The 23,268-nt window shown below is 47.0% G+C and carries 20 protein-coding genes; all 20 read left to right on the top strand.

Going from position 1 to position 23,268, the window contains the following annotated elements:
- Position 1: 1 nt before the first annotated feature.
- The 20 genes from KG007_RS08895 to KG007_RS08800 all read left to right on the top strand — a co-directional run bounded on the left by KG007_RS08895 (position 2) and on the right by KG007_RS08800 (position 23,236).
- Positions 2-907: a sugar phosphate isomerase/epimerase family protein gene (locus tag KG007_RS08895; RefSeq protein WP_213348278.1), complete on the top strand. Its 906-nt coding sequence runs from the start codon at positions 2-4 to the stop codon at positions 905-907.
- Between the two features lie 125 nt (positions 908-1,032).
- On the top strand, positions 1,033-1,812 hold the full coding sequence (tatC, locus tag KG007_RS08890) for a twin-arginine translocase subunit TatC (protein WP_213348276.1): 780 nt from the start codon (positions 1,033-1,035) through the stop codon (positions 1,810-1,812).
- A gap of 181 nt (positions 1,813-1,993) precedes the next feature.
- Positions 1,994-3,895: a family 43 glycosylhydrolase gene (locus KG007_RS08885; RefSeq protein WP_213348275.1), complete on the top strand. Its 1,902-nt coding sequence runs from the start codon at positions 1,994-1,996 to the stop codon at positions 3,893-3,895.
- A gap of 441 nt (positions 3,896-4,336) precedes the next feature.
- Complete coding sequence (locus tag KG007_RS08880; protein ID WP_213348274.1) at positions 4,337-7,336, top strand: hypothetical protein; 3,000 nt, start codon at positions 4,337-4,339, stop codon at positions 7,334-7,336.
- Between the two features lie 7 nt (positions 7,337-7,343).
- Positions 7,344-11,459 (top strand): DUF6443 domain-containing protein, encoded by a 4,116-nt coding sequence (locus KG007_RS08875; protein ID WP_213348272.1) that lies wholly within the window; start codon positions 7,344-7,346, stop codon positions 11,457-11,459.
- A 445-nt stretch (positions 11,460-11,904) separates the two neighbouring features.
- A complete protein-coding gene (locus KG007_RS08870) occupies positions 11,905-12,057 on the top strand; it encodes a hypothetical protein (protein ID WP_213348270.1) in 153 nt (50 codons plus the stop codon).
- Entirely contained in the window at positions 12,020-12,361 is a 342-nt protein-coding gene (locus KG007_RS08865) for a hypothetical protein (RefSeq protein ID WP_213348267.1), read from the top strand. Before KG007_RS08870 ends, KG007_RS08865 begins: the two co-directional genes overlap by 38 nt.
- A 64-nt stretch (positions 12,362-12,425) precedes the next feature.
- A complete protein-coding gene (locus KG007_RS08860; RefSeq protein WP_213348266.1) occupies positions 12,426-12,899 on the top strand; it encodes a hypothetical protein in 474 nt (157 codons plus the stop codon).
- Positions 12,900-12,971: 72 nt separating this feature from the next.
- Positions 12,972-13,496: a hypothetical protein gene (locus tag KG007_RS08855; protein ID WP_213348264.1), complete on the top strand. Its 525-nt coding sequence runs from the start codon at positions 12,972-12,974 to the stop codon at positions 13,494-13,496.
- A gap of 70 nt (positions 13,497-13,566) precedes the next feature.
- A complete protein-coding gene (locus KG007_RS08850) occupies positions 13,567-14,091 on the top strand; it encodes a hypothetical protein (RefSeq protein ID WP_213348262.1) in 525 nt (174 codons plus the stop codon).
- A gap of 218 nt (positions 14,092-14,309) precedes the next feature.
- Complete coding sequence (locus KG007_RS08845; protein ID WP_213348260.1) at positions 14,310-14,780, top strand: hypothetical protein; 471 nt, start codon at positions 14,310-14,312, stop codon at positions 14,778-14,780.
- Positions 14,781-14,844: 64 nt separating this feature from the next.
- Positions 14,845-15,318 carry a hypothetical protein gene (locus KG007_RS08840; RefSeq protein WP_213348258.1) on the top strand — a complete coding sequence of 158 codons (474 nt, stop codon included), beginning with the start codon at positions 14,845-14,847 and terminating at the stop codon, positions 15,316-15,318.
- Between the two features lie 371 nt (positions 15,319-15,689).
- The gene (locus tag KG007_RS08835) at positions 15,690-16,016 is read left to right on the top strand and encodes a hypothetical protein (protein ID WP_213348256.1); all 327 of its coding nucleotides are present in this window, start codon (positions 15,690-15,692) and stop codon (positions 16,014-16,016) included.
- 139 nt (positions 16,017-16,155) lie between these two features.
- The gene (locus tag KG007_RS08830; RefSeq protein WP_213348254.1) at positions 16,156-17,193 is read left to right on the top strand and encodes an RHS repeat domain-containing protein; all 1,038 of its coding nucleotides are present in this window, start codon (positions 16,156-16,158) and stop codon (positions 17,191-17,193) included.
- A 20-nt stretch (positions 17,194-17,213) separates the two neighbouring features.
- Positions 17,214-17,765, top strand: a complete 552-nt coding sequence (locus KG007_RS08825; RefSeq protein WP_213348252.1) for a hypothetical protein — start codon at positions 17,214-17,216, stop codon at positions 17,763-17,765.
- A gap of 5 nt (positions 17,766-17,770) precedes the next feature.
- On the top strand, positions 17,771-18,955 hold the full coding sequence (locus KG007_RS08820; RefSeq protein WP_249413287.1) for an RHS repeat domain-containing protein: 1,185 nt from the start codon (positions 17,771-17,773) through the stop codon (positions 18,953-18,955).
- A 15-nt stretch (positions 18,956-18,970) separates the two neighbouring features.
- Complete coding sequence (locus KG007_RS08815) at positions 18,971-19,417, top strand: hypothetical protein (protein WP_195462045.1); 447 nt, start codon at positions 18,971-18,973, stop codon at positions 19,415-19,417.
- Positions 19,418-20,420: 1,003 nt separating this feature from the next.
- Positions 20,421-22,169 carry a hypothetical protein gene (locus KG007_RS08810; protein WP_213348250.1) on the top strand — a complete coding sequence of 583 codons (1,749 nt, stop codon included), beginning with the start codon at positions 20,421-20,423 and terminating at the stop codon, positions 22,167-22,169.
- Positions 22,170-22,368: 199 nt separating this feature from the next.
- A complete protein-coding gene (locus tag KG007_RS08805) occupies positions 22,369-22,701 on the top strand; it encodes a hypothetical protein (protein ID WP_213348248.1) in 333 nt (110 codons plus the stop codon).
- Positions 22,702-22,840: 139 nt separating this feature from the next.
- Positions 22,841-23,236, top strand: coding sequence for a hypothetical protein (locus tag KG007_RS08800; RefSeq protein WP_195462049.1), 396 nt, complete (start codon positions 22,841-22,843; stop codon positions 23,234-23,236).
- The last annotated feature ends 32 nt before the right edge of the window (positions 23,237-23,268 follow it).

Below are 23,268 nucleotides of genomic sequence, written 5' to 3'. Positions count from 1 at the left end.
TATGAGAAACAAGCTATTTGCAGCGATCTGCGCCCTTCTGGCTTTGGCGATGCTCCCCGGCGGAGCATTCGCCAAGGCGAAGAAGGCCCCGAAGAAGGAGATCGGCATCCAGCTCTACTCGGTACGCAGCCTGATCGGCAGCTTCGGCAAAAACCAGCAGGACTACAAGCCCGTGCTGAAGCAGCTCGCCGACATGGGTTACACTTCGGTGGAGGCCGCCAGCTACAAGGACGGACTGCTCTACGGGCAGAATCCCGAGCAGTTCCGCAAGGATGTCGAGGCTGCCGGCATGAAGGTTCTTTCGACGCACTGTACGCTCAACCTCTCCGACGAAGAGTTGGCGAGCGGCGATTTCTCGAAGGCCCTCCAATGGTGGGACGAGTGCATCGCGGCGCACAAGGCCGCCGGTGCGGAGTACATCGTGGTTCCTTCGATGCGCCGTATCGACAACCTCAAGGACCTGAAGACCTACTGTGACTATTTCAATGAAATCGGAGCACGGTGCAAGGCCGCCGGCATGAAGTTCGGCTACCACAACCACTCGCGTGAATACGAGAAGATCGAGGATCAGGTCATGCTGGACTACATGCTCCGGAACACCGATCCCGACAAAGTGCTGTTCGAGATGGACGTGTACTGGACGGTGATCGGCAAAGCGAGCCCCGTAGCGTATTTCAAGAAGTATCCGGGCCGTTTCAAACTCCTGCATATCAAGGATTACCGCGAGATCGGACAAAGCGGCATGGTGGGCTTCGATGCCATTTTCGCCAATGCTGAGACCGCCGGTGTGGAGAACATCATCGTCGAGATCGAAGGATCGAGTTACGACGACATTGTGCGCAGCGTTCGCGAGTGCATCGAGTACTTGCAACAAGCGCCTTTCGTCGAGGCTTCCTACCGTAAATAACGCCTCCTGGAGAGTTGGAAATATCCGGCTGTCTGTCGAGACGGCCGGATATTTTGTTTCCGGTCCGGCCGGAAAACCCGGCGGACCCCGGTTTTCGTACCCATTTAATCCGCATTGATTTGACTATGGAAGAACTTCGAATGACTTTTCGGGGACATCTCGACGACCTGCGCTGGACGCTGGTCCGTGTCGGCGGCGTACTCTTCGCCCTGGCGGTCCTCTGCTTCTGCCTTATGCCGTGGCTGTTCGACCGTTTTGTCCTGGCGCCCGCTTCACCCGATTTTCCCCTTTACCGGTGGTTGTCGGAAACAGGGGTCCCGGCTTCGGTTTTTCCCGATTTCGGTAATGGCAGCCATGCCGTTGAGATCGTCAACACCGACGTTTCGTCCCAACTGCTCACGCACGTCAGCGCATCGTTCTGGTTTGCGCTGGTGCTGTTGTTTCCCTACCTGATCTTCGAGGCCTGGCGGTTTGTCCGGCCTGCCCTGGTCGGGGACGAGCAGCGCAGCGTGCGGCTGGCATTCATCGGGGGAACGGGGTTGTTTTTCGTGGGGTGCGCCGTGGGTTACCTGTTTGTTTTTCCCTTCATGTTCCGGTTCCTGACCGAGTATCAGTTGAGTTCGTCGATCGTCAACCAGATATCGCTGAACTCCTATATGCGGAGTTTCCTGCTGCTGGTCTTCGTGATGGGGGTGGCGCTGGAACTGCCGCTGCTGACGTGGTCGCTTTCCCGGGCAGGACTGGCTACGCGGACTTTTTTCCGCAGATACCGGCGGCAGGCCGCCGTCGTTCTGCTCCTGCTGACCGTGCTGGTAACTCCTTCGGGCGATCCCTTTGTGCTGCTGGCTGTTTTCCTGCCGCTTTACCTGCTCTACGAACTGGGTATCCGCTTCGCCCGGGAATAACCCTGTGGCCGGAGCCGCTAATCCAGACAGCCGGAAAATGCTCCGGCTGTTTTTGGTTGAGGACGTGTGTTTTCCGTAAAATTATCGCTAACTTTACGCCTCAAACAGCACTGTTGCGGGGATTTGAGGATACTCCTTGAGGTTGTGATTCCCGTTTCCTGTTTGTTAAAAATATGAAAATATGCGTTACTGTTGGTTATTGACAGCCTGCCTGTGGGCTTGCACCGGAGTCCGGGCGCAAACGGCCGGGGAAGCGGGCGAAAAAAGCGGCAATCCGCTTTTCAAAGGGTGGTATGCCGATCCCGAAGGGGTGGTTTTCGGCGACGAGTACTGGATTTATCCCACTTATTCGGCTCTTTATGAAGACCAGACGTTTTTCGATGCTTTTTCCTCGAAAGACCTCGTGCATTGGCAGAAGCATCCCCGGGTCCTTACGACGGAGCATGTCACGTGGGTAAAACGGGCGATGTGGGCCCCGGCGATCCTTCAGGCCCACGGCAAATATTACCTCTTTTTTGCGGGTAACGACATCCACGAGAACGAGGTGGGCGGCATCGGCGTCGCCGTGGCCGATTCTCCGGCCGGGCCGTTCCGCGATGCGCTGGGCAAACCGCTGATCGACCGGATCGTGAACGGTGCACAGCCTATCGACCAGTTCGTTTTTCGGGACGACGACGGAACCTATTATATGTACTACGGCGGCTGGGGCCACTGCAATATGGTGCGGCTTGCTCCCGACCTGCTGAGCGTCGTGCCGTTCGACGACGGAACGATTTACCGCGAAGTCACGCCGAAGGGCTACACCGAAGGCCCGTTCATGTTCAAACGGCAGGGTAAATACTACTTCATGTGGTCCGAAGGCGGTTGGGGCGGTCCCGATTACCGGGTTGCCTACGCCATTGCCGACTCGCCGTTCGGACCTTTCGAACGCATCGGGACGATCCTGGAGCAGGACCCCGAAGTGGCCACGAGCGCCGGGCATCACTCCCTGATCCAGGTTCCGGGCAAGGATGAGTGGTATATCGTTTACCACCGTCGTCCGCTGACCGAAACAGGCCGCGACAGCCGTGCGACCTGTATCGACCGGCTTTGGTTCGATGCCGACGGGCGGATCAAACCCGTGCGGATGACCTTCGAGGGCGTCGGAGCGCGCCCGATAGCGCCGCAGGGCGAGTATTTCAATCCCGTTGTGAACCAGAGCCTGCCCGACCCGACGATTATCCGGGGCGATGACGGTTGTTTCTATCTCTATGCGACGGAGAGCATCCGCAACGTTCCGATCTTCCGTTCGCGAAACCTGGTCGACTGGGAGTTTATCGGTACGGCGTTTACGGACCGGACCCGCCCGACGTTCGAGCCGAAAGGCCGCGTCTGGGCGCCCGACATCAACCGGATCGGGGATAAATACGTCCTCTATTATTCGATGTCGCGCTGGGGCGGCGAATGGACCTGCGGCATCGGCGTTGCCGTGGCTGAGCGTCCCGAAGGCCCTTTCGAGGACTTGGGCAAGCTGTTTCGTAGCAATGAGATCGGTATTCAGAATTGCATAGACCCGTTCTATATCGAGGACGGAGGGAAGAAATACCTTTTCTGGGGCAGTTTTCACGGCCTTTACGGCGCGCAACTGGCTGCCGACGGGCTGTCCCTCGATCCGGATGCCCAACCTGTGCGGATTGCGGGGGATGCCTACGAGGCGACGTATATCCACAAACGGGGTAAATACTATTATCTGTTTGCGTCGACAGGCAGTTGCTGCGAGGGGCTGAAAAGTACCTACGCAACGGTTGTGGGGCGTTCCGAAAGTCTCTTCGGGCCTTATACCGACCGGCAGGGCCGCCCGATGCTGGAAAACCACCACGAAATGCTGATCCATGGCAATCCCGATTTTGTCGGGCCGGGGCATAACTCCGAAATCGTGACCGACGACAAGGGCTGCGACTGGATTTTCTACCATGCCGTGAGCCGCGCCGATCCCCGGGGCCGCGTGCTGATGGCCGACCGGGTCGACTGGACCGACGGCTGGCCCTGCGTCGAAGGCTCTTCGCCGTCGCTCCGCGCGAAAGTCCCCCAATTCAGGAAATAAGCCGCAATGCTCAACGCCATCGAAACTTTTAATTCGATGGCGTTTTTGTTTTAGCCTGGGGCGTATGACCTTTGGGCTGGACTGTGATGCTTTGTGCCTGTATCGTAATGTGCAGTAAATCAGTGTAGTATATTTGTGTAAGTGCCTTGTTAGGCACTTTTTTTTATATTGTATTGATAATCAGTGCGTTGATTCACAGTTTGAAAGGTTTGGAATCCGTTGGTTTTCAGGATATCAGAGAGACATTTAGGCTAATTTTGCTGATACGTTGCCGATTTTTTCGAATTGCGGGTCCGAGTTATGTGTCGATAGAAAAATTTCTGAAAGACGCGATTAGGTCTCGATTCCCGTCCTGAGCGTGTTGTTCCGGTTTTTATATGCCGGAATTCTGTTTCGGCGTGACGTAAAAGATTCCTGCTACAAACCACAAACCTTGAAACGATGAAAAAACTTTATTCTTTCGCGCTTGCCGTTGTCATATCTCAAACAGCCTTCTCCCAAAACGATTACAACCGGGTGAATTTCTACCCGCCTTCGGTTGCCTCCATGATGAAGTATATCGATTATCCGGTAAGTCCCCGCACTGGCATTCCGGATATTGGCATCCCGCTTTTCACGATTCGTTCGGGTAAACTGGAATTGCCGCTTACGCTCTCTTTTCATATCGACGACTATGCAAAAGTAAATCAACTGCCCGGGGCGGCCGGAGCCGGTTGGACGCTGAGTTCCGATATTCAGATTTCCCGGTCGATTAACGGATTGGACGACCTGGCGCCATCCGGGTATTTATCTACTGGTTTTTATTACCCCGATTATAAAGGAATTGCACCGGCAAAGAGTCAGACAGACCTTTACTTGATGCATATAAAACAGAAAGACGAGGAGCCGGATAAATTTTATTACAGGTTGCTTGGGAAAGGAGGTTCGTTCTATTTTATGCGGCAGCAGAACGGTTCATCCATTCCGAAGCAGGTCCCCTTGAACGGAGTACAGGTTTCCTATTCATCGGGCCGGTTCGAGGCGGTCGATACGGATGGAACGACATATTACTTTTCGTCCAGTGCCAAGGATCAGTGCAGTCCGAATGCGGGAACGACTCTTGACATGTCCTGGAAATGTGACCGGATAGTCAGTGCTTCCGGGGCTGATATCATTTCTTTCGATTATGTCAGCTATAAAAAATCATTGGTCAAAATGTGTAACGGGAAAGAAGAAGTTTACGATCGGATCCGTATCACGAACCGCGCCGCATCGAATGCTGTCCGAAACATGGTACGTGGACCGAAACACCTTATATACGGGGGTGAACTCACGTCACGCATGGAGCTTGTGCAGGTAGAAGAAGACGGTGGATATGCTTATTTCTGGGAAAGCGTCGGCCCCGTCGATGATTTACGTAATTATCAGAATCTGGTTATCCATAACCTTTCGGGTATTCGGTTCAAAAACGGGCGGGTCGAATTCGTCTATGACGATAATGAGGTCCTGACGCAGATAAAGCTATTTTCTGAGGGCCAGGCCGAACCTGTCCGGGTCGTCGCCCTGGCGCAGGAGGGCAGTGGCTATGCGCGGACGCTCAGAACCCTGACAGTCGGCAGGGACACCTATTCATTTGCATATGGGACGAAACACGAAGGCGAATGCTTTCCGGATTTCTGGGGGTATAAAAGCATGGGTACTTTTCTCAATGGGTGTGCCGGCGTTCCCCTGCATTTCATCACGGTTGAACCCGGACCGGACGGTCGCCTGATCAATGATCGGAACTTCTTTAATACGGACTTCGGCCTGCCGGTCGGATTGCAATCCGTCGCGGCGTATAGCACTACGGCGACGAAAGGTAGTCCTTTCCTTACGATTAAATATCCCACCGGTGGCTTAACGCAGTTTTCATGTGAACGAAACAATTACCTGTGCAATGACGGGAATTATTTTGGTTACATAATCGATGCAGGCGGATTACGCGTCAATGAGATCAATTATTTCGATACGGATACAACGCTAGTCAAGCAGAAAATCTATAAATACGGAGAAAATGAAAACGGCTACGGCATTATTCGCCGTGAGCCCACTTTCGACGAAGAGTACGGAACCTGTCATACCTGTCAGGAGGTCCGGTACTATACGCCCTACCTGGGATCATATTCGCTGGACGCTACGGCACGCCTGCGGAGTTACCTGCCCAATACGATTTATCAGATGAACTATTCTGATGGAAGTCGTATCAATTACAGCGAGGTTGCCGAATATAATAAAGACAGGGGTATTGAGACCGGGAAAACCGTCTATAAATACAATCTCGAAGACCCGTACGGCATGATGGGGCAGTATGCCGATCCGGAGGCGCCGTACCCGATCGGCGATGACGCGTGGTGGATCGGGGTTCCCGATTCCACGATTTATTACAGGTATGATAACGGAAAGTACGAATGGGTGAAGAAAACCGGTTACCGTTATGAATGCCATATGGAGCCGGAGCGGATTTTCCAGGGACGGGTTTGGCAGAGCGTCATTGCCGTTCTGGTTGATGGCTATTTATCCAGTTCTTTCGTAAAGGATTACAATGTTTTTTCTTACCGGACTTCTGCTATTCAGATCGGATGTATGCAGTTGGCTCAGGAAGACGAATATGTCCGCAATGACGATGGCCGGGTCCAAACCACGCGGACCCGCTATTACTACGATAATCCCGGTCATTACCTGCCAGGGCGCAAGGTGACGACCTATCCGACCGGGGATATCGTGACTGAACATACGCTTTTTCCGGAAGATTATGTTCGGGATTCCTACGTGCAGTCCCTCCGGACGCGGAATCAGGTCGCCCTGCCGATGGAGCGGGTCGTTCGCCGCAATGGCCGGGTTGTCTCCGGGGAGTCGTACCGCTATGATTTCTATGGCCGGATCGTCAGTGCGTATATGCTGGAAACGGATAACTTGTCCGAATCTCTTTTCCGCCTGTCGAACAAGAGTGCCGCGAATGATTTCGGCCCTTCCGGAACCTCGGCTTATACGCCGGACTCCGGCTATGTACAGCGGGCTGCCATCCTTTACGATGAAGATGACAATATCCGCCAGATCGTATCCCCGGGCAAAAGTCCGGTCTGCTACCTGTGGGGATATAACGGCCAGTATCTGATTGCCGAGATTCGGAATGCAACCTACGAGCAGGTGCAGCAGAAACTGGGCAGCGCCCTGCTCAGCCGTGTTCGGAAAGCGGCTGTTCCTGCCGTCGCCGACCTGGAGCAGATCGATAACCTGCGGACAGATAAAAAACTGCAGGTTACGACGGCGACTTACCGGCCTCTGTACGGCATGGCATCCCAGACCGATCCTGATGGACGTACCAGGTCGTATGTGTACAATACGGAGACCGGCCGTCTGCTTCGGGTTGAAGACGGAGATGGGAATATCGAAACTCAATACAGCTACTCACAAGACTTGTAAATGCCCTATGAAAGCTCAGATAGCAACAATCTGCATCTTGCTGGTACTGGTGTCGACCCTCAACGCCCAGCCCCGGTTTTCGCCCCGGGTAATCATCAGCGAGATCATGTACGATACCCCGTTGAACGAGGTAGTGACTACGCGTCCGTATAGCAACGGCGAATTTCTCGAACTTTATAACTGCGAGTCCGCAGAGGCTGACATCAGTGGCTGGATGCTTAAAGGCTCCGGGGTTACAGAACAGTTTCGACTGCCGGATGGTACGGTGATTCCCGGTCGGGGCACGTTGGTTATTGCCTATTGCTATGCGGGCAGTAATTTCCTGCTGACCGATCTTTATTCGGGGCTCGATGCTTCGGCGGTGCGCGGTATCGTGTACCAAAATAAGATTATCCTTGCCAACGGTGGCGAAGAGGTGCAATTGTCGGATAAATCCGGAGTTATCAAGGACCGGATTTATTACGACGGTACGTCCAACCGCAAGAAACCCGATCGGCTGGAGGCCGCCAACAGCGATACGATCGGGGATGGATCGGAGTGTAGCTCGTTACAGCGCATAACTGCGGACTTTGACGATAATGCCTGTGCGATCGGTTCGAATACGGATTGGATTACAGCCCGTACGACACCGTTTCAGGCCGAGGTGTCGGTTACTGGCCCTGATATGAGCCAAGGTGCGAACTGGATCGAGACCCGTACGGCTACGGCGCCCGGTGGTGCGGGGATGGTGAGCGACATTCGCTATTTCAACGGCCTGGGCCTGCCCGTTCAGGACGTTAGCGTACAGAACACACCTCAGGGCAGGGATTTGGTTACTCCGATTGAATACGATGCCGTGCTGCGTGATGACGCCCGGAGTTACCTGCCTTATCCTGCTGAGGGACACGGAGGTGTTTTCCGCAGAAATGCAATCGGGGACCAGTCGCAATTCTATCGGGCGCAATTCGGCGCGGAAGGGGCGAGACCCTATTCTGTGAAGGAGTACGAACCGTCTCCTTTGGGACGCGTACGGCGTACGGCAGGTCCGGGTATGCTCACGTCCGACGGCAGTGTGAAATATGTTTCAGTCGAATATCTTGGAAATGGTTCCGGGGAAGTCCTTCGGTTGAAAGTGGACGATTCGGGTAATATCCTTTCTGCGGCAGGGTATTATCCCGAAGGGACATTATGTAAAACCCAGACGCTGGACGAAGACGGGAACGTTACCCGGGTTTTCGCCAATCAGGAAGGACTGATGCTTCTGAACCGTGTGTTCGATAGCAACGGTAATGCGATCGATACTTACAGCGTATATGATGATATGGGCCGTCTTCGTTGGGTTGTTTCTCCCGAAGGCGCTGCCGGCCTGGGTGCTTCATCGGTTCTTCCGGAGAGTGCGGCCGCCGCGCAGGAGTATTGTTATGTTTACAAGTACGACGGTCGGGGGAATGTGATCGAAAAGAAACTTCCCGGACGCGCGGCCGAGTACCTGGTTTATGACCGCGGCGATCGTCTGGTGATGAGCCAGGACGGTAACCTGCGGGCTGCCGGTAACCGGTGGACGTTGATCGGTTATGATGCTTTTGACCGGGAATCGACCCGTCGGATTCTTCCGACGACGTTGGACCGTGCCGGATTGACGGAGGTTTTTGCCGAAGGCCGGGAGTCTGCGCTTTACGATTCACCATCGGCGCAGTTGGAATCGCAGTGTTTCTACGATTCGTCCCTGATTCCTGCGGAGTTGGAATTTGCCGAAGTTCCGGATATTGTGTCGGCGGGGGATATTGCCGGATCGAGTTTGCGCGCCTATGAGAAAATCCGGATTTTGAACGATTCCTCCGTAGACGAATATGTGGAGCGGGCATTCTATTACGATAAGAAAGGTCGGGTTATCCAGACAGTTATCCGGAATCAGTCGGGCGGTGTCGACCGGGTCAGCTATCGCTATGATTTTTGCGGCAATGTGCTTTTGAGTGCCGAGTCCCACCGGAAGAATCGCGATGCGGAAGAGGATGTGTTGATTCGGCGGTTCACCTACGATTCCAGGGGACGTTTGTTGGCCGAGAGTGCGTGTCTGAACGATGGGGCGGAGGCCTGTATGAACTACGGTTATGACGAACTGGGCAATTTGACAACTCGTCGATATGGCGGAGACAACCAGTTGCTTGCCGAAGAACTGTCGTACAACCTCCGGGGCTGGTTGACCTCCAAGTCGAATGAGAAGTTCTCGATGACGCTGGCTTATAACGCTCCGCACCACCCACAGGTCGCCCCCAGTTACACCGGCAACATTACCGAATGGAACTGGACCCACGCAGATTCCGGGGAAGAAAACACCTATTCCTTCACCTATGACAGCCAATCGCGTCTGACCGATACCCGCCAGTATATCGACGGGCTGGAAGTCGATCAATTCGTCGAACGCAACCTGTCCTACGACCGGAACGGCAATATCCAAAGCCTGCATCGGTATGAACACGGCGAATTGAAAAGTAATTTTGCATATACCTATACCGGGAATCGGCTGAAAACAATTTCCGATATGCAGGCTTCTCCGCGATCACGTTCTTTCGCAAATTGGGGTTCTGCAGATTCCCTCGGGGGTATTCGCCCCGACCCGATTGATCCGGGAATTCCGATCTGGCCCATCGATCCGGTCGATCCCGGGAATCCGGGCGTGATTATTCCTCCGGTTATCGATCCTGTCGAGCCCGTTGACCCCACCGATCCCATAGGCCCGATCGGTCCGGATAATCCGGGTCCGGGTATCGTCGTTCCCCCGGGAATCACAGACCCCACAGACCCCAATCCCGGAGGCGGCATTGATCCCGACATACCATCCGTGGTCGTACGTCCGGGTGATCCGGACAAACCGACCGAACCGACCGAACCCGGGATTCGGCAAGACAGCATTTACAGCGGTTCCGAATATGTCTACGACGTGAACGGGAATATGCTGTACGATCCCATGGAAGGACTGAATATTCGATATAACCACCTGAATCTGATTGAAAAAGTGCTTCGCGGCGATACAATCGTGGCAAAATATTCGTATCTTTCGGATGGCACGAAACTCTCGGCGACGGATGCCGACGGCAACGGGCTTTATTACCTCGGTTCTTTGGTATATGGTTCCCGGAACGGCGATTTATCGCTGGAAAGCGCAGCTTTTAACGGCGGTCGTTTTATCGTCACTTCCAATGGGATCGAGTCTCATTATTTCGTGACAGACCATTTGGGGAGCGTGCGGGCAGTTGTTAATAACGACGGGGAGGTTATCGAACGCAACGACTACTATCCGTTCGGCCTTCGGTGGAACGCAGGCGAACTGTCGGACAACCGCTACCGTTACAACGGCAAAGAAGAACAGAGTTTTGTGAATTTCCCAAGTTTAGACTATGGAGCCAGAATGTTCGACACTCGGATTGGTCGGTTTAAAAATATGGATAAACGGGCCGAGAAGTATTATTATGCCAGTCCGTTTGCATACTGTTTGAATAATCCTGTTAATGCTATTGACCCAGATGGCAATTTAGTTATTTTTATTAATGGTCGTACGACAGATAAAAATGAGCAAGGAAAAGCTGCGTATTGGAGAAAAACGTATAAGACTATGAGTTCTGATTTTGCAGGGGCTGTTATGTCCAGATTGAATGACTATAAGTCATTGTATAAACATGGTGGAAATTCCATTGATCTTAGAATCAGATATTCGAAAGGATATCAACAGGCATTAATAGATGTTGCTGAAATTATTGAATTAATTTCGGATGAAAATGGACATATTGTTGAAACGATTAAAATAATTACTCATAGTATGGGTGCTGCATACGGGAAAGGATATGCAAAAGCTTTGCAACATTATTTTAAAGAAAATAATATAGATGAAGCATATATCTCACTCGTTGCTGATTTTGATCCATATCAAGCTAGTGGATTAATCGCAAATCCCGATATTTATACATTGCAGTTCACTCATATTGGAGGTCTTGCCGATCAGCGTCAAAAAGACCTTCCAGATAGTAATTATTTTGAAGACAATCAAGAAGAATCACATCGAATCATGAGTTTTTGGAACGATGTATTTAAATTGCCTCAGGGAACATATATAAAGTGCGGTGATAAATGGGTACGGAAAAACTAATGGCTTATGATTGATAAATTGTCGAGAATATTTTCTAAAATATTGATAATCACTCTAACCGTGGTTTATATTATAAAATTTAGCCTGCTATTGTATCGTATTATTTATAATGGAAGTGGAGGCGGGACCTTTGAAGAATTGGTTCTTTTTGGTTATATTGCATTGAAAATATGGGCGATATATCTTATAACCCTTTTACTATATGTAAGATATTTTAAAAAGACCGATTATTCTATATCGCAATACCTGAGGATTAGCGGTTGGGTATTATTCGGTATTACCTTAATATATCTAATCATTTGGATTATATAGTTTTTAGAGTCTTAACAGAGCCAGGACAGCGGCAACTCCTAATCTAATCTACCAAGATGCCCACCGCGGTCGGGAACAGCAATGGATTGATTTCTTTTGCCTGTTAAGTGAAAATTTTAACCTAATTTATATTATGGATGAACTAGATTATTATAGAAAACGGTTTTATGCTTTTTATAATGCTTTGTCTATTTTAGAGGGGGAAGATACTAAAATATATATGAATAATACCTGGAAAGCCGGATTTGATGCTGCTTTTGAAAAAAAAAGATCTGAAATATTTTAAAGTGCTTGATAGGGAAATTACTATATCTATTAATGAATATCCTCTGGAATATCGTCGTGAGATTAACAGCCGTATTGAGACTGAGGTTGGTATTAATGCAGAAGAAGTTGAAAAGAAACGCTTGAAAAAACTTCAGACGATCATAAAGCGGGGTTTCATCAGGAACCGGGATGAATACGAGTTGGTCCACAGCCGCCTGGATGAGTTGATCCACGATGTTGCTAAGGATGATCCGGTGCGTCATGATATTCCGGAATTGGAACGTATTATTATGGACTATTCGACTGCTTTAAAGTCAGAATAACGGAGGGGGTTGGAGAGCCGTTGTTATTCAGTGCTGAGTGGAGATTTATGTAATATAATGTAATATGAAGAATCTGCAATATCCGAAACTTTCATTTTTTGAGTCCGTGTATATTTGGATCTACATATACACTATAAAATATAAATTTCTTTCCGGGAGGGGCTCTGCTGAAGGGCCTCCCGGTGTATATTTAGCATTTTTCCAGTTTTGTAATTTTGAGGTAATATGGCGATCGATAATCGTGATCTTCCATTTGAATATTACTTATTCTAAGTGGGTGGATGTTGGTATCTTAGCCTGTTTGATAATATTCAATGTGATCTTTTATGAACGGCGACTCGACAGTATTGCAGAAAGACACAATGCACTTCCCGAGAAAAAACGATTGGGGAACAGGACGAGGATGTTTATTTATGTCGTTGTTTCTATTGGGACTGTCATCGGATTGATGTTTTATGTCTCCGGTGTGAATGATGCGAAGAAAGCGGAACAGGCCAAGGAGAAACGTGAAATACTGAGGATAAATAATAATTTATAGTGATAGTCAGAGGTTTTGTTGATAATGGAGTGCCTAAAATATCTACTGTATTTGTACCATAAAACAACGATTATGGATAACTGGAAAAAAGAATTGGGACAACGTTTCGATAAAGAGAATTGGACAGGATGTATTAATTTTCTGAAAGAAAAAATAAATCAGTCCGATGATATGGATTTATATTTAAACATACTATATGTTTATATGTATTATTTAGTTGAAGTCAAGGATAATCAGGCGTATTGGGATATTTATCAAAATGAATTAATGCTGTACTACAAGCGCTCTTCCGATATTTACGCAGATAATGATGAATATCTGTTTTATATTTGTTTTATAGCCTCAATGTCGGAATGGTTCATGGACTTAACCATGAAGGATATAAAACAATTTATGCAGACGATATATCGGAGACATCCTGATAATCTATTGTTTAAATGGGGGTATAGCTTATTTTGCATGAATGATGAAAAATTATCGACCCAATATTGTTGGGCCATAATTAATAATATAGATGTTGTTAATGAATTGTCAAATCGGTCTTTGTTGGGGACTTATATATTGAATGGTATAAAATATAGGACCTCGGGGATATAAGATTTATCGTATTGTGCGTGCTGTCTGATTAGAGATGTTAGAACGATTGACCTTTCGGAATAATTGAATTATGATTAACTGGAGAAAAGAGGTTGAGCGACGGTTTGATAGAGATGATTGGATCGGATGTGTCAACTATCTGAAAGGTGAATTACGGCATTCCAATGATATGGACATGTACTTGAATTTATTGTATATTTATATGTACTACTTGGTGGATGTTGCTGATAATAAGGAGTATTTTCGTTTATATGAAATGGAAATAAAGCAATGTTATAAACAGGCCTCGGATATATATAAAAACGATGATAAATATTTGTTTTATGTTTGTTTTATAGCCTCAATGTCGGAGTGGTTTCTGGATTTAACGATGGATGATCTAAAACGTTATATGCAGACATTATATATTAAACATCCTGAAAATATATTATATAGATGGGGATATACTCTATTTTGTTTGAGAGATAGAGGTCTTTTACGTGAAAATGATTTAGCCGTGATTAATAGTAGTGTATTTCATGAGTTATCTGAAAAATCAGTTTTAGGGGTTGCTATGCAAAATTATATTAAATACGACTTGTCGGCAACTCATTAATATAATAAATCTAATACTGAATGTTGCTTGTTTACAATCTGCATTAGAAGCCGTAGCAGCAATGAATTGACTTCTTTGGAGACCCTTTATTGAAAGGAGGGCAAACGCTGAATTGGATAAATGGAATTTCTCCGACAAATCCGAATCGACCGATATATATGAATGCCGCATATTCGATATTTGGACCATTGCCAAGTAAATAAATTTAACTAATTGATATGAAAAAAGAAGTAAATTCTGAAAAAATGGATTATTATCGAAAGCGGTTTTATGCATATTTTCATTATATTTTGGATACTCAGGATGAAGAATCCCATGAAATTATAAAAGAAGTTGCTGCGTTGTATGAAGATGCGTATAAATCTAACAATGAGCGATATTTGCACAGGTTGGATCGGGAGCTGACGGTCGAAATTAATGAATATCCTCTGGAATATCGTCGTGAGATTAACAGACGTATTGAGGCTGAGGTTGGTATTAATGTAGAAGAAGTTGAAAAGAAACGCTTGAAAAAACTTCAGACGATTATAAAGCGAGGTTCCATCAGGAACCGGGATGAATACGAGTTGGTCCACAGCCGCCTGGATGAGTTGATTCACGATGTTGCTAAGGATGATCCGGCGCGTCATGATATTCCGGAATTGGAACGTATTATTATGGACTATTCGACTGCTTTAAAGTCGGAATAACGGCCGGGGTTGGAGAGCAGTTGTTATTCAGTACTGAGTGGAGATTTATGTAATATAATGTAATATGAAGAATCTGCAATATCCGAAACTCTCATTTTTTGAATCTCTTTATCTGTGGATATATGTATATACTTCGAAAAGCAGATTCCTGACAGGTAGGGGAGATGCGGAGGGTGCTGCGAGCGTAAATCTGGCCTTTTTGCAATGCATTAATTTTGAGGTAATATGGCGATCTATAATTCTGATTTTTGATCTGAATATTTCCTATTCAATATGGATTGATGTCGGCATTTTTGTCGGTTTTACGATATTCAACACGATTTTCTATGAACGAAAAATCGATAGTATCGTTGACCGACACAATGCGCTCCCCGAGAAAAAACGATTGGGGAATAGGACGAAGATGTTTATTTATGTCGCTGTTTCCATTGGGACTGTCATCGGATTGATGTTTTATGTTTCCGGTGTGAATGATGCGAAGAAAGCGGAACAGGCCAAGGAGAAACGTGAAATACTGAGGATAAATAATAATTTATAGTGATAGTCAGAGGTTTTGTTGATAATGGAGTGCCTAAAATATCTACTGTATTTGTATCATAAAACGACGATTATGGATAACTGGAAAAAAGAGGTTTAAATAGAGATATTATTGCTTTTGAGGCTGATTTTGCGCCATTTCAGCCGACAAAGCAAACAGCCGTAGAAGGTATATATACACTTCAATTTTCTCATTCGAAAGATCGTCTTGCGCTTGATATGCCAATGGAAGGAGCCGATTTCATGAGTACTGAGGATGATGATAACCAAGGGCATCGATTATCAAGTTTCTGGCAGCAAATCTGGAAACTTCCGACTGGGAATTACAAAATAGTAAACGGGGTAATAAAGTCGTATTAAAATTTAAATAGGATGAATCCAATTACAAGAACATTGATGGTTCTATTTTCATGGTTATGTTTATCTATGATTATAGCTTTCTTTTTAATTCCAGATATTTCGGAAACTCCCCTTGTGTTTATTGTTGATGCGCTGATTGTTGCCCCCTTAATTGTCGTATTATCATTTACTATTGATATTTTAATTCATAAAAAATGGATACGAAATCATAAAATAACAATCATAATAATTTATGTTCTGTTTTTGGCCTACGTAATATTAAATTTCAAATGGATTGTTATTGTTATTGAAGATTTAATAATGGGTACATCGGATTATATTCAAGTCTTTCGTCAATAAATTTTAGGTAGCCTGAAATTGTTATGGTCTTACGTAAAAACATGCGTGAGACCATTTTTTATAAAAGCACCTTAATAATTTTAATACTACCTATAATTCGCTGAACCTTACCGAAAAAGTGCTTCGCGGCGCTACAATCGTGGCAAAATATTCTTATCTTTCGGATGGCACGAAACTCTCGGCGACGGATGCCGACGGCAACGGGCTTTATTACCTCGGTTCTTTGGTATATGGTTCCCGGAACGGCGATTTATCGCTGGAAAGCGCAGCTTTTAACGGCGGTCGTTTTATCGTCACTTCCAACGGGATCGAGTCTCATTATTTTGTGACAGACCATTTGGGGAGCGTGCGGGCAGTTGTCAATAACGACGGGGAGGTTATCGAACGCAACGACTACTATCCTTTCGGCCTTCGGTGGAACGCAGGCGAACTGTCGGACAACCGCTACCGTTACAACGGCAAGGAGACACAGTCGTTTGTCGATGTGCCGTATACGGATTACGGCGCGAGGATGCTGGATTCGAAGTATCGTCTGGGTTGGAACGGGAACGATCCGTTGGCGGAAGCAACTCCTGGTTTCAGCCCGTTTGCATTCTGTAATAATAATCCAACAAGATTTGTCGATCATTTTGGATTACAGGCAGAAGATACGCTAGTAGTTAACAAAATCGAACCGGTAGTTATTACGGAACGTTGTGGAACAACAATTAACACAATAGCATATTATATGCTTCCTATGGTTTCTTTCAATGATGCAGCACAGCAAGCTGCGGCAGATGGAAGATGGGGTGCATATGCCGGAAATCTGGTGTTGGGAGCTTTAGAGGGGGCGGCGTTTTATGTAACTATAGGACAAAGCAGTCGATTCGTCGGATACGTAAAAATGTCGGTAGCCACTACTAAGATTGCAAAAGCCACGGCCAAAATTGATAAATTTATTGTAACTGTCGGAAAACTGGAACGCAAAGCAGGCGGTGTAAGACAAGCTGTAATTAAAGGTGGTAATATTGAGAAAACTTTCTCGTCTCTCGTTGAAGGGGGAGTCAGAACAAGCGAAAAAACTTTTCGCTTGGCTGATGGCACATATGTAACCAGATATAATTCATCTACGAATGGAATAAGCTCGATCTGGATACATAGGCCTGACGGTCAGGCATATAAAATACGATTTGACTAATAAAACCTATTGATAGTCCCATGAATAAAAATATCAGCGTCGTTTTCAGTACCAATCAAGATGGAAGAGCCGACATATTTCCACCCTCTCAAATGTTTGCTAATAAGAATTTTAAATTTTTAATAGCAATGGGTGGGTGGTTAGTCGACAATGACCAACAGTATGATAAACTAATGGTTGCTCTTAAAAATATCGGAGAAACCAGCATACATATTCTGGAGCATAAACAAACGGAAGACAAAGAGTTTCCATTTGACTGGGAATTGCCAACGGACAGCAATCATAGCCTTCTTCTGCAAATGGCAGATAATCTTGAGCCAAAAGGAAGATGGGGCATGGTAAATATCTTTGTATATGGTGATAATCCGAATTGGGGTATCTATATATGTGAATATCCGACGATTTTAATAATTGGCTGTATTGAAGAATATGTACCTGTCTTTAGGCAAGTTTACGAGTTGGAAGGCAATGGGTTTGCTCAACAGGATGATTTTATTAGTCTGGAATATGAGGGTTGGCCTCATTTAAGGAATGAATTAATCAAAAACTATCACCTTTTGGATAATGTTTAGCGATAATGGGCAGATTATTCTGCCCATTACTATTTAACCCGTGGAATTATTCGTATCTTTCGGATGGCACGAAACTCTCGGCGACGGATGCCGACGGCAACGGGCTTTATTACCTCGGTTCTTTGGTATACGGTTCCCGGAACGGCGATTTATCGCTGGAGAGCGCAGCTTTTAACGGCGGTCGTTTTATTGTCACTTCCAACGGGATCGAGTCTCATTATTTCGTGACAGACCATTTGGGGAGCGTGCGGGCAGTTGTCAATAACGACGGGGAGGTTATCGAACGCAACGACTACTATCCTTTCGGCCTTCGGTGGAACGCAGGCGAACTGTCGGACAACCGCTACCGTTACAACGGCAAGGAGACACAGTCGTTTGTCGATGTGCCGTATACGGATTACGGCGCGAGGATGCTGGATTCGAAGTATCGGGTGAATTGGTTTAATATTGACCAGCTTTTGGAAAAGCATCATTCTCTTTCTCCCTATTTGTATTGCGGTGGAAATCCAATTTCCAGAATAGATATTTTGGGACTAGATTTTTGGACTACAACAGATCCAAGGTTAATCAATCAATTCCTTCAGCAGTTGATTGAATCTGGTTCATTTAGTCCGGATGGATGGACTCATTTTACGGATGATGAGTTTCTGAATGATGATCCGGAGTCAAATTCTTATTTGTGGCGGAGTGATTCTGGAAATAGTTTTTTTGTTTGGAAAACCAGTGATGTAAATGGTGTATATGTTAATTCGTACAAGTTGCCTGATATTCCGACCTCATTTGATTTATATGCATCACTGAATAATAAAGATTTAGATATTGCTAGTAATTTGATTGCTGGGGTTGGCATAACGGCCGGGGTTGGAGAGCAGTTGTTATTCAGCAGTAAATTAGAGACCTGGATGGGTCGGGATCTTAAGATAAGATCGCAAAATTGGGGTGGGAATCAATATACGGGAGGAAAGATTAAATTTGCTTCAAAATATGCAAAATATTTCAAATGGGCAGGTTTTGCAGCTACGGCAGCTAGCGCATATAATATTGAATTAATGTACCGTAAGGGACAAATATGTAAAGAACAGTATTATATTGAACAGGCCTCTAATGCGGTTTCAATGGTTCCATTCTATGGTACAGCGTGGGCATTTGGCTGGGATATGGGGAAAGTCTGTGCGTCTTGGTTGAAGTAGATATAATTTAAGTTTATGCTAATGCTATATAAATATCTCTTTTACGGTGTTTCGTATTATGTCAAAAAATACGATAATCTCTGGAATGTAGGCGAAACCTACTATGTCGGGGGTGCTATATTTGTCGGGATGGCTATTGATACGCTTATTTTTGACATATATAGCTTATTGGGAATATTATGGAAGCCGGAATTGCTGGACTGCAATTTTACGTTATGGGGAAAGATTTTGCCTCTTATTATTCCATTGGCAATTGCGATTTATTTGGGTGTTACGGGCAAGCATTCCAAGATATATGATGAAGTAGCGAATATGGAACCTAAGAAAAAGAAAATCTATAAAGTGCTGAATATTGTTCATTTACTTGTGATTTATGGCTTTATGTCCATATCTTCCGATTATATCCGCTATTATATTATGGGCTTTGATTCGCCTTTATTCGAATGGATCGAATCATTGTAAAGTTTCGCTTCCTGTTAATTTACAGCAGAATTCGGTATTAATGCATCGAGGCGATCAACTTAATCGCCTCGATGTTCGTATCGTAAATTATTCGTATCTTTGAATATAAACTAGGCAACAGGCAATGGAGGTTTATATAGTATATGTAATATGAAAAATTCTCAATATCCGAAACTCTCATTTTTTGAGTCCGTGTATATTTGGATCTACATATACACTATAAAATATAAATTTCTTTCCGGGAGGGGCCCTGCTGAAGGGCCTCCCGGTGTATATTTAGCATTTTTCCAGTTTTGTAATTTTGAGGTAATATGGCGATCGATAATCGTGATCTTCCATTTGAATATTACTTATTCTAAGTGGGTGGATGTTGGTATCTTAGCCTGTTTGATAATATTCAATGTGATCTTTTATGAACGGCGACTCGACAGTATTGCGGAAAGACACAATGCGCTTCCCGAGAAAAAACGATTGAGGAACAGGACGAGGATGTTTATTTATGTCGCTGTTTCTATTGGGACTGTCATCGGATTGATGTTTTATGTTTCCGGTGTGAATGATGCGAAGAAAGCGGAACATGCCAAGGAGAAACGTGAAATACTAAGAATAATCAGACCCGAATAATCGGACATTCAGGTAATTGGTTCGATACCGGCGTTGGACTATGCCTTTTTTCTATGAAGTATATTTACAGAGGGCAGCCGATCCGTTTTTGTATAGAAGGTTGTAAAAAGAAACCCGAAACCAATGTTCCGGGTTTCTTTTTTTCTCGAATTTATATATCTTTGTACGCTGAAAAAAATATCAATTTTCCTGAGCAGAGAAACGAATTTATAGTAAATATTTAAGCTAGCTTTACGCTGTTTATTCTTTCTTCTGAAAATCTCACAATCAATATATTATATAGGAGAATGAACAGGTGGAGACCGTGTATTGGTACAGCACGGCCTGCCTCTGTTCAACTATATAAGGTGGTGAGATACCTTCAGAAGATTGAACATAGTTGTGGTCGTGCTGTTTTTTAAATCAGCGTATGAAAAGAACGACCGCCTCTTTTGTTCTTGTGGCTGCGATTATCCAAATTGCGTGCCAATCGTCGATCCCGATCCGTGAGATTTTTCGGGATGCACACTCCCGGATAGATTTACACCCGGACAGCGCATTGCTGGTTTTGAAGACCCTCGATCCGAAAAAGCTCCGCCGCCGGGCGCTCCGGGCGCGTTATGCCCTGCTTTACTCCCAGGCGCTGGATAATAGTCGTGTTGATCTGCGGAGCGATTCGGTCATAGCTCCTGCTGTCGCCTATTACTCCCGGCATGGCCGGGCGGAGGATCGTGCATATACGAACTATTACCTGGGATCTATTCGTTATAATACCGGGAATATCGACGGGGCTGTCCAGGCAATGCTGGCTGCTGAAACCCATGCGGCCGGAACGAAGGATACCTGCCTTCTGGCGCGGATATGCAATTGCCTGGGGAATATGTATTGTGACCAGCATCGTTTTGAAGACGCCGGAATCATGTTCGGGAATGCCGAAACGTATTATCAGGCCCTGTGCGACACGCTCAATATGGCCTATGCGGCGATGAACAGGGCGGAGATCCATTCGCTGACGGCGCGTTCTGCGGAGGCTGTCGGAGGTTATCTGCGGGCCCGGAATCTGTTCGAGCGGATGGGCGACAGCATGCGGGCGTCGGAAATGACCCGGGATATCGTCCGTGAAATGCTGGACAGGAACGATGTTGCCCCGGATTCCCTCAGGCGGCTTTTGTGCCGGGCCTATTCGGTTTCCGGATTCGACCGCATCCCTTGTGCCGATTATCCGATGTGGGCAGCGATCTGCCTGCGGGAAAAGAAACTGGATTCGGCCCGTCATTATGGGATGTCGGCGCTGGCGGACAGTTCCGTGTCCGGCAATAAACGATGCGGTATGATTTTGCAGATGTGCCGTATCGAAGAATCTTCGGGCAATTACCGGACGGCGACGGAGTATTGGCACGCCTATTACGATTTGTTCGACTCGGTCGTGAGTTGCGAACGGGAGCAGCTCGTTCAGGAGGCGGAACAGCGATACCGCAACCGGGAATTTGCCGGCGCCGATAAATTACTCCGGCGCAGAACCCGGTCCGCGAGTATCATTTGGGGTGCTATTCTTGTTTTATGCCTGGCGGTTTTTGTCGCAATACATGTCCGGCGAGGTCGTCGATACCGGCAGTTTGTCGAGACCCTGAACGAGGATTACGATGCGTTCAGGAACCGCTGTCTGCAACTCGCCGGGGAATTGGACCGCACGTCGGCCGAAGAGGCGAACCTGCTGGGGGTGCTCGGCCGGCTGCTGACGCAATTCCAGCATTTACTGGATAAAGGCTATGGGACGAGCAGTTCCCGGAACCTGATCAACGAATTTAAGAAATATGCAAAATCGATCGGGAATGATAAGTCGCTGTTTGCCGATTGGCAGTTCATCGTCAACAAACAGTATTACGGACTGATCGACCACCTGCGCAAAACCTATCCGGAGCTGACCGGCTATGAACTGGACCTGTTGTGTCTGCTGCAGTTGAAGTTTCCGTTCAATTGCATCCGTTTGCTCTACCAGCACGAGAATGTGTACAGCCTTTATTCCCGCCGGACCAAACTGCACAAGAAACTGGGTTTGTCGTCCGGCTGCCGTCTTGAGGATTTTTTATCGGAACAGGTCGAACGGCTGAAAGAAGATCGGCGTTATAGCGGCGGCCGGCCGGATTGAATCTTAAAATGCTGATTGTCAGTCGTTCGCGAGATTGTCTTTGTTCCGCCGGGACCGGGGTTATATTTGGGTGTTTTTATGTTGCTGATTATCAATGTATTATGTACGTAGGGCTTATATGATTTTTAAGCCCGGATGCGTACTGAAAGGAGTTGTTTGTATATAACTTTGTAATACCACCAAACTAACCCGCTCTTTTATGAAAAAACTTCTCCTCCTTCTGGCTTTGGGCTTTTCGTGTTCTGCGTTGGCCGGCGTTTTCGGTCGGAGTGTCTCGGACCGAACGCGCCAGGACGTTCAGATTAAAGAAGCCGTCCTTCCTTCCAATTCGGAGCCGACTCGTTCCGCGCTTTCAGCCGCGACCGTCTCTATTGTTAACGAGGCTGTTTCTCCGGACGAATTAACGATTCCCATTGCGGATATGTCCGGATGCGCCGCATGCCGCGATGCTGCGAACCCCGATGCCGGGGCCTGCGGTATTCCGATCCCCGGAGCGGCCTGTTGGACTTACGGTGACGTTATGATCGAATAAAATCCGGACCCGGGGGTGTGGCCTGTTCCGCCGCGTCGCGTCTCCATTTTACTTTCCTGCCATGATTTTGCTGTGCATTATTGCCGTACTGATTACGGCAACGGCCCTTGTTATGTCCTGTCGGTACATAATCGGGCGCGTGAGACATTATCGTCGGAGCAGCCACCTTGCCAGACAGCGCATGCAGTTGCTGCGCCGTTTGCTCAGGCTGGCTTATGTCTATGGGCCTAATCCGGCCCTTTTCCTGAAGAAGTTCCAGGAAGAGGTGAGCATCGGTCACCTGGAGTGCTGCGATGTTATCTGCAACTATACCGAGCAGCGCCAGCTCGAAGCTGTCCGGACGAACAGCCAGGCGGTCAAGAATCAGGATGTACTGCTGTGCATTCTGATCAATAAAGGGTTTACGCCGCAGGAACTGAGCGTCATGTACGGGATGACCAACTACAATTCGATCTACGTCCGCTATTCGCGTATCCGTAAATTCTGTAAAAAAGCAAAGGTCGAAGATATGGCTTCCCTTGCAAAAATACCTTAACGTTTGCTTTCATTTTGTGCTAAAATATTGTT

Origin of the sequence: Alistipes montrealensis, assembly GCF_018362775.1 — a bacterium.
In the GTDB taxonomy this organism is placed as follows: Bacteria; Bacteroidota; Bacteroidia; order Bacteroidales; family Rikenellaceae; genus Alistipes; species Alistipes montrealensis.
The sequence above is the reverse complement of the archived record's forward strand: the minus strand, read 5'-3'. Positions and strand labels throughout refer to the sequence as shown.